Here is an 8,429-nt window from a genome sequence, read left to right on the forward strand (position 1 = left end):
ACCACCACCGTGTGCGACACCCCGGGGGTGTTGTCCACGAAGTTGGTGATCAACCAGTTCAGATTCTGCGCGGCCTGACTCATCGGGCTCAACTAACGCTCCTGCTGGTGAGTGGGGCCGAGTGGGAAACTGCCGGTCGACTGGCCGCTGTTGGCCTGCCGTCCTTGCTGGATGCCCCGGCGGAGATTGGTCAACCGCCCGCGTACATCATCGGGGGCGCGTGACACCTGCGGACCGGACTGATGGTTCTGCTGCTGGGCGGTACCCGGCACCAGGTTGGCGCGAGGCACCCGGCGCGGCAGCCCGGAAGTGGTGACTCCGCCTGCCGCGGGCTTCTTGACCCGCTCCGCCTGCCGTACGAGTTCGTCGTTCGGCGAGGGGCGCCAGGAACTTGCGGTGCCGCCCGTGTCGCCTCCGCCGCGGCGCGGCGCCGCGGGAGCGGATGGCTCCGGGGCCGACTGCGGGGGGAACGGTGCGGGCGCCTGCGGCTCGGCGGGCGGCTGCTGGCCGCCCTGCTGCGGGCCGTGGAACCAGTTCGTCTCCAGGGTGTCGTACAGCGGCGTACGACCGTCCCCGGGCCCGGCCGCCGGAGGCAGCGCCTCGGGCTGCGGCTGCGGCGGCAGCACCGGGCGGTACTGCGCGTCGCCGGTGGGCTCGACGGGCGGACGCGGAGCACCGAAGTCCTCTTCGTCCCGGCCGCGCTGACGCGGGGCCGGCAGGCCCTGGTCCTGCGCCCGGACGGGCTGCGGCCGGCCGAAGTCGGGGCGGGCGAACTGAGCGGTGCTCGCGGGGTCCTGGGACGGGTTCTGCGGGGCCGGGGCCGAGAAGTCCAGGCGGGCGAACTGAGCGGTGCTCGCGGGGTCCTGGGAGGGGTCCTGCGGGGCCGGGGCCGAGAAGTCCGGGCGGGCGAACTGAGCGGTGCTCGCGGGGTCCTGACTGTCGTCCAGGGCCGGCCGCGGGGCGAGCGGCGGGCTCATCGGCCGCTGGAACCGGCCGGTGGACTCGGGCTCCTCGTGACCGCGCGGGGCGTCCAGCGGAGTACGCCGCGGCGCGGACGACTCCTTGGCACCCCAGCTGGTGGTCTGCGGACGCTGCGGCTGCGGGTTGCCACCGGGCAGCTCGGCGCGCGGGCCGCCGACCGGCGGCAGCTGGCGGTCGGGCTCGCCCTGGCCGGCCGGGTTCTGCCGGGCCTGCTGCGGCTGCGAGGGCTGCCAGGGGGCGACGGGGCCGTTCTGGTCCCGGCGGTCCGGGCCCTGGCGGTTCGGGTTGAACAGGTCGGGCCCGCCCGACTCCGGACGGCCCGGTCCGTCGCCCTGGCCGCGGGCACCGAGGCGGGCGCCGTTGCCGAAGGCGCCGGCGAGGCCGCCGCCCTGACGCTGCGGCTCCGGGCGGGAACCGTCCTGCGGCCCGGTGCCGGACAGCCCGGCGGACTGGAAACCGGCGTTCTGCCGGCCCTGCGGGTTCTGCTGGTGGCGGGGACCGCCGTCGCGCGAGGGGAGTGCGGCACGCGGCGCGGAGCCCGCACCGACCTGACCGTGCTGAGCGTTCGGACCGGAGGCGAGACGGCCGGCCGGGCCGGCCGGGGCGCCACCGGGGCCGGGGCGGGAGCCGTTGCCCGCGCCCGCCGGACCACCGGCGAGCAGACCGCCCGGGGCACCGGACTGCTGTCCGGGGGCCTGCTTGGGAGCCGGCTGCTTGCCGCCGTGGGCGACGTCGACGGGCAGCATGACCAGCGCGGTCGTGCCACCGGAGTCGGAGGGCCGCAGCTGGATCCGGATGCCGTGACGCAGGGACAGCCGGCCGACCACGAACAGACCCATGCGGCGGGAGACCGAGACGTCCACGGTGGGCGGCGAGGCGAGCCGCTCGTTGATCGCGGCGAGGTCCTCGGGGGAGAGGCCGATGCCGGTGTCGTGGATCTCGACCAGCACCCGCCCGTCGGGCAGCGCGTGACCGGTGACCTTGACCTTCGTCTGCGGCGAGGAGAACGACGTGGCGTTCTCCAGCAGCTCGGCGAGCAGGTGCACGAGGTCGTTGACCACGCGGCCCGCGACCTCGGTGGCGGGCACCGCGGCCAGTTCGATGCGCTCGTACTGCTCCACCTCGGAGGCGGCGGCACGGAGCACGTCGACCAGGGGGACGGGGCGGGTCCACCGGCGGCCCGGCTCCTCGCCCGCGAGGACGAGGAGGTTCTCGCCGTTACGGCGCATACGGGTCGCGAGGTGGTCGAGCTTGAAGAGCGAGGAGAGCTGGTCCGGGTCGGCCTCGCGCGACTCCAGTTCGGAGATGAGCGAGAGCTGGCGCTGGATGAGGCCCTGGCTGCGGCGCGAGAGGTTGGTGAACATCGCGTTGACGTTGCCCCGGAGGAGGGCCTGCTCGGCGGCGAGGCGGACGGCCTCGCGGTGCACGTCGTCGAAGGCCGCGGCCACCTGGCCGATCTCGTCGCGGGAGTGCACACCGACCGACTCGACGGAGGTGTCCACGTCCTGCGGGTCGGCCTCGGAGAGCTGCTTGACGAGCTCGGGCAGCCTGTCCTGGGCGACGCGCGTAGCCGTGTCCTGGAGCCGCCGCAGCGAACGGATCATCGACCGGGCGACGACGAAGGCGCCGACCAGCGAGACGCCGAGCACCAGCAGGATGAGCGCACCGCTGATGATCGCTTCGCGCTTCGACTCGTCGCGGAGCTCGCGGGCCTTGCCCTCCATGTCGCTGAGGAGGGTCTCCTCGATGGTCTTCATCGCCTGGATCTTGGTGGAGCTCTGGTCGTACCAGTCCAGGTAGGAACGGCGCGCCGTGCCGGTCATGCCCGAGGGGCTGTCCAGCACCTTCTTCGCGTAGGTGCCGGCGGCCTTGATCTCCGGGTTGCCCTCCTCGAGCGTGGCGGTCAGCTCGTCGGCGTTGTTGCCGGTCGCCCCGTACACGGCCTTGAAGGAGCGGAGGGCCGAGGCCTCCTTGCGCAGTGCGGCGCGGCCGAACTGCTTGTCGTTCTCGTCGAGATGAGGCTGCTTGTCATTGCCGCCGGGCAGGGCCGCGGCGATGATCGCACGCTGGACCGAGGCGTACTCCTTGGCGGAGGAGAAGGCCGCCAGCGCCCGGGTCCGCTTGATCATCTCGGAGTTGCTGGTCGCCTGCGCCATGTCCTGCGAGAGGCTCAGCAGCGAGGTGATCAGCTGGCTGTACTGGTCGACGGTCTGGAGACTCGGGGTGCCCTTGGCGTACGCCGACTTGCGGATGTTCCGGATGTCGGCCAGCTGGCTGGCGATCTGGGTGACGCTCGAATAGATGCCTTCGAGGGCCTCGTCGCCGGTGGGGTCGCCGATCGAGGTCGTCGCGTCGAGGAAGGCCGTCTTCGCCCGGTCGGTCTTCTTGCGGGGCTCGGTGACCTTGAAGTCGTCGGGCTTGACCCCGTTGGCCAGCGGACCGGCCGAACGGTCGCGCTCCTCCTGGAGGGCCTGGGCGAGCGACGTCGCCTGCTTGGTCATCTTGGTCAGCAGCTGCATGTGGTCCAGCTGCTGGATGTCGCTCATGGACTCGTTGATCCGCAGACCGCCCAGCGTGGTCGCGGCGACCACCGGAAGGGCGAGCAGGGAGACCAGACGCGTGCTGATGCGCCAGTTGCGAAGAGCGACGCGCGAGCCGGTGCTGGCGGAGCCCCGGGACTTCGGCGACGGGACCGGATCGACGTCGCCGTTCGCCGTGGCACCGGGGCGCTGAGCACGGTCGCCACTGTCGCCGGCCGCGGCAGGCCCGGGGTTCTGGGCGTGCTGGGCCGAGGAACCGCGGTCGGTCCCGCCGTGCGGCTCCTGCTCCGCCGCAGCGCTGCCATCCCTCTTGAAACGTCCCTGCACTAGCGTCGCAACCTCTGGACCAGGCGTCCCGCCGCGCGAGGCGGTGGGACGGTGTCGGCGTCGTGGGGCGTCGTACCCGCCCCATGGTGGTCGTGAGTGACCGGCGTCCTTCCCCTTTCCGCCGCCACTCGGCGCTCCGTTGCGCCCCTGCGCGCCGGCTTGAAACCCGCGGCGGTGCGTGGAATTCCAGCACAGTGCCGGATCTCCAACAAGGGCCCCGTGCCGGGCTGTGACGCGGGTGACGCGTTGTGATGGCTGAGTAACAAGCAGTGCAGCGTGATCACGGATAAACCGGACCATTACGGATGAACAAGCGAGGTGTAATGAGTGTCCCAGTCGACATGGTCAGGAGTGGAATGACTGATTCAGTGCCGTAATGTCCGTTTCTGTGGGCGTGTTCGAGTGCCTGAAATGGGAGAATTGTCGGCACGGTCGTGAGCAAACTCACATAATGATCGCCGCCTCTTCCGGGCTTCCGGAGGGAATTGGATGTTTAGCCTGACGCTTTGCAGGGATGGCAAATCCGACAACCGGCGCCCCTCCGGGTGGCGCCCGCAACCGACAGGGTCCGAACGGCAGATGAAGACGACGATGATGTTCCGCAACATTGCCAACCCCCGGCGCACCACGCTGGCGCACCTGAAGGACGCCGACGCGCTGCAGACGCCGGAGCAGCCGGAGCACGCCGTGGTCCTGCCCACCCAGACGGCCAACCCCCGCCGCACCGTCCTCATGGAAGCCCCGGTCACCGCCGCGGTCGCGGAGTAACGCGGACACCGCGTCCCCCTCACCCGTGCCGGCGCCCCCGCCCCCGCGCGGCCGCCCCGTCACGCCGCCCGGCAATTGGGGCAATCCCCGCCGGGCAACGCGTTAGCCTGGAGCGTCAGTCTTCAGCCAGCAAGTGAGGGGCGACAGCATCCCGTGCGCATCGCCAGGTTCTCCATCGACGGCAATGTCGCCTTCGGCGCCGTCGAGGGCGAGGGGCCCGATGGTCTCGTCCTCGACATCATCAAGGGCATTCCGTACGCCGAGTTCGAGCTCTCCGGCACCAAGGTCCCGCTGAACAAGGTCCGCCTCCTGCCGCCCGTGCTCCCGAACAAGGTCGTGGCCATCGGTCGCAACTACGCGGAGCACGCCGCGGAACTCGGCAACGAGGTACCGGACGTCCCCGTCGCCTTCTTCAAGCCCACCACGTCGGTGATCGGCTCCGGCGACGCGATCGAGTACCCCTCCTTCTCGAACGAACTCCACCACGAGGCCGAACTGGCCGTGGTCATCGGCCGCATGTGCCGGGAAGTGCCGCGCGAGCGCGTGAAGGACGTCGTCTTCGGCTACACCTGCGCCAATGACGTCACCGCCCGCGACGTCCAGAAGCGCGAGAAGCAGTGGGCCCGGGCCAAGGGCTTCGACACCTCCTGTCCGCTCGGCCCCTGGGTGGAGACCGACCTCGACCCCCACGACCTGACCATCCAGGCCACGGTCAACGGCGAGCAACGCCAACTGGGCCGTACGAGCGACATGATCCGCTCGATCGAGGATCTGGTCGTCCACATCACGGAAGCCATGACGCTGCTCCCGGGCGATGTGATCCTCACCGGCACTCCCGCAGGGGTCGGACCCCTCCATGTCGGCGACGAGGTCGCCGTCACCATCGAAGGCATCGGCACTCTCACCAACAAGGTGATCAAGCGTGGTTAACGCACCAGTCCGTGTACGTTTCTGTCCCTCCCCGACCGGCAACCCCCACGTGGGCCTGGTCCGCACCGCCTTGTTCAACTGGGCCTTCGCCCGGCACCACGGCGGCACCCTGGTCTTCCGCATCGAGGACACGGACGCCGCCCGTGACTCCGAGGACTCCTACAACCAGCTCCTGGATTCGATGCGCTGGCTCGGCTTCGACTGGGACGAGGGCCCCGAGGTCGGCGGCCCGCACGCCCCGTACCGCCAGTCGCAGCGGATGGACATCTACAAGGACGTCGCCGACAGGCTCCTGGCGGGCGGGTACGCGTACCACTGCTACTGCACCACCGAGGAGCTCGACACCCGCCGCGACGCCGCCCGCGCGGCCGGCAAGCCGTCCGGCTACGACGGCCACTGCCGCGAGCTGAGCCCCGAGCAGATCGCCGCGTACGAGGCCGAGGGCCGGACGTCCATCGTCCGCTTCCGGATGCCCGACGAGGCGCTCACCTTCACCGACCTGGTCCGCGGCGAGCTGACCTTCCAGCCGGAGAACGTGCCGGACTACGGCATCGTCCGCGCCAACGGCGCCCCGCTCTACACGCTGGTCAACCCGGTCGACGACGCGCTGATGGAGATCACCCACGTCCTGCGCGGCGAGGACCTGCTCTCCTCCACCCCGCGCCAGCTCGCCCTCTACAAGGCGCTCATCGAGCTGGGCATCGCCAAGGGCACCCCCGCCTTCGGCCACCTCCCGTACGTCATGGGCGAGGGCAACAAGAAGCTCTCCAAGCGCGACCCGCAGGCCTCGCTCAACCTCTACCGCGAGCGCGGCTTCCTGCCGGAGGGGCTGCTCAACTACCTCTCCCTGCTGGGCTGGTCGATCGCCGAGGACCGGGACATCTTCTCCATCGAGGAGATGGTGGCCGCGTTCGACATCAAGGACGTCAACGCCAACCCGGCGCGCTTCGACCTGAAGAAGTGCGAGCACATCAACGCCGAGCACATCCGCAAGATGGATGTGAAGGCGTTCACCGAGGCCTGCGGCCCCTGGCTGAAGGCTCCGTTCGCCCCCTGGGCCCCGGAGGCCTTCGACGCGGACCGGTTCGCGACGATCGCCCCGCACGCCCAGACCCGCGTCACGGTCCTGTCGGACATCACGGCCAACGTCGACTTCCTCTTCCTCGACCAGCCGGCGACGGACGAGGCGTCCTGGACCAAGGCGATGAAGGAGGGTTCCGACGCCCTCCTCGCCACGGCCCGCGCCAAGCTGGCCGACGCCGAGTGGAACGCGGACGCCCTGAAGAACGCCGTCCTCACCGCGGGCGAGGAGCACGGCCTGAAGCTCGGCAAGGCCCAGGCCCCGGTCCGCGTCGCGGTCACCGGCCGCACGATCGGCCTGCCGCTCTTCGAGTCCCTGGAGATCCTGGGCCGCGAGAGGACGATCGCCCGCATCGACGCGGCCCTGGCGAAGCTGGCCGCGTAACGGCGCTTCCACCGACGCGCACCCACGGGAGGGGCGGCAGCCGCGGCTGCCGCCCCTCCCGCCGTCGTAGCCGCACTGGCGCGAACCCGCCGTGCCCGCCGTACGCGCCTCTACGCTGGGCTGCATGACGATCCGCGCGGTCCTCTGGGACATCGACGACACGATCTTCGACTACACCGGTGCCGACAGCATCGGCATGCGCAAGCATCTCGAACACGAGGGCCTGCCCGACGGATACGGAACCGTCGGGCAGGCCCTCGTCGCATGGCGGACGATCACCGACACGCACTGGGCGCGGTTCGCCGCCGGGGAGACCGACTTCCAGGGACAGCGCCGGGACCGGGTCAGGGAGTTCGTCTCGCGGCCGCTGGAGGACGAGGAGGCCGACGACTGGTTTGCTCGGCACGTGGCCCACTACGAGGCCGCCTGGGCGCTCTTCCCGGATGTGCTGCCGGTGCTGGATCTGCTGGCGGACGGGTTCCGGCACGCGGTGCTGTCGAACTCCAGCATCCACAACCAGGACCGCAAGCTGCGCGCGCTCGGGGTGCGGGACCGTTTCGAGGCCGTGGTGTGCGCCGTGGAACTGGGCGTGTCCAAGCCCGAGGCCGCCGCCTTCCACGCCGCCTGCGAGGAGCTGGCGCTGGAGCCGGAGGAGGTCGCGTACGTGGGGGACGAGCCGGACATCGACGCCGGTGGGGCGGTCGCCGCCGGGCTGATGGGGATCTGGCTGGACCGGGGCGGGCGCGGGGGACGGCCCGAGCTCGTCCGCATCAGCGGGCTCGATCAGCTGCCCGGGCTGCTGGCAGGCAATACCCGTTTTGGAGCGCCGGACACCTTCGGGTAATGTTCTTCCTGCGCCGCCCGAGCGGGAGGAAAGATCCGAACGGGAAGCGCAAGCCGAACAAAACCCTCACAAAGGGTTGAGTTTTGGTGGGCTATGGTGTAATTGGCAACACTACGGTTTCTGGTACCGTCATTCTAGGTTCGAGTCCTGGTAGCCCAGCGCAGAAATGCAAAAGTAGTAACAAGCCCCCGTTGTGTAGCGGCCTAGCACGCTGCCCTCTCACGGCAGTAGCGCCGGTTCGAATCCGGTCGGGGGTACAGATCCTTCCCGCGAGATCGTCTGGGTCGCACCCACGCTCTCGATGCAGGATCGCTAGGGCCCCCGTTGTGTAGCGGCCTAGCACGCTGCCCTCTCACGGCAGTAGCGCCGGTTCGAATCCGGTCGGGGGTACTTGTAACACCATGGGCTATGGTGTAATTGGCAACACTACGGTTTCTGGTACCGTCATTCTAGGTTCGAGTCCTGGTAGCCCAGCGCAGAAATGCAAAAGTAGTAACAAGCCCCCGTTGTGTAGCGGCCTAGCACGCTGCCCTCTCACGGCAGTAGCGCCGGTTCGAATCCGGTCGGGGGTACA

Annotated in this window: 5 protein-coding genes, 5 tRNA genes and 1 pseudogene; 9 read left to right on the top strand and 2 right to left on the bottom strand. The window is 70.1% G+C overall.

What is annotated here, in order from left to right:
• Both IE107_RS22900 and IE107_RS22905 read right to left on the bottom strand, forming a co-directional pair.
• Window positions 1-83 (bottom strand): annotated as a pseudogene (locus tag IE107_RS22900) (roadblock/LC7 domain-containing protein); the annotation flags it as partial.
• 9 nt (window positions 84-92) lie between these two features.
• On the bottom strand, window positions 93-3,848 hold the full coding sequence (locus tag IE107_RS22905) for a sensor histidine kinase (protein ID WP_189545819.1): 3,756 nt from the start codon (window positions 3,846-3,848) through the stop codon (window positions 93-95).
• A 579-nt stretch (window positions 3,849-4,427) separates the two neighbouring features.
• Between IE107_RS22905 and IE107_RS22910 the strand changes: the two genes are divergently transcribed.
• From IE107_RS22910 to IE107_RS22950, 9 genes are all read left to right on the top strand, one after another.
• Complete coding sequence (locus tag IE107_RS22910) at window positions 4,428-4,616, top strand: hypothetical protein (protein WP_189545820.1); 189 nt, start codon at window positions 4,428-4,430, stop codon at window positions 4,614-4,616.
• A gap of 153 nt (window positions 4,617-4,769) precedes the next feature.
• Entirely contained in the window at window positions 4,770-5,546 is a 777-nt protein-coding gene (locus IE107_RS22915; protein WP_189545821.1) for a fumarylacetoacetate hydrolase family protein, read from the top strand.
• Window positions 5,539-7,011, top strand: a complete 1,473-nt coding sequence (gltX, locus tag IE107_RS22920; protein ID WP_189545822.1) for a glutamate--tRNA ligase — start codon at window positions 5,539-5,541, stop codon at window positions 7,009-7,011. Before IE107_RS22915 ends, gltX begins: the two co-directional genes overlap by 8 nt.
• Window positions 7,012-7,135: 124 nt before the next feature.
• Complete coding sequence (locus IE107_RS22925) at window positions 7,136-7,855, top strand: HAD family hydrolase (protein WP_189545823.1); 720 nt, start codon at window positions 7,136-7,138, stop codon at window positions 7,853-7,855.
• An 87-nt stretch (window positions 7,856-7,942) separates the two neighbouring features.
• Window positions 7,943-8,014, top strand: a tRNA-Gln gene (locus IE107_RS22930).
• 25 nt (window positions 8,015-8,039) lie between these two features.
• Window positions 8,040-8,112 (top strand) — tRNA-Glu (locus IE107_RS22935).
• A 60-nt stretch (window positions 8,113-8,172) separates the two neighbouring features.
• Window positions 8,173-8,245: transfer RNA gene (locus tag IE107_RS22940), tRNA-Glu, on the top strand.
• 12 nt (window positions 8,246-8,257) lie between these two features.
• Window positions 8,258-8,329 (top strand) — tRNA-Gln (locus tag IE107_RS22945).
• Between the two features lie 25 nt (window positions 8,330-8,354).
• Window positions 8,355-8,427 (top strand) — tRNA-Glu (locus IE107_RS22950).
• Window positions 8,428-8,429 lie beyond the last annotated feature (2 nt).

Origin of the sequence: Streptomyces gelaticus, assembly GCF_014649535.1 — a bacterium.
Lineage (GTDB): Bacteria > Actinomycetota > Actinomycetes > Streptomycetales > Streptomycetaceae > Streptomyces > Streptomyces gelaticus.

Coding starts and splice junctions, on each gene's coding strand:
- IE107_RS22910 (WP_189545820.1), top strand. CDS start 4,428: ATGAAGACGACGATGATGTTCCGCAACATTGCCAACCCCCGGCGCACC.
- IE107_RS22925 (WP_189545823.1), top strand. CDS start 7,136: ATGACGATCCGCGCGGTCCTCTGGGACATCGACGACACGATCTTCGAC.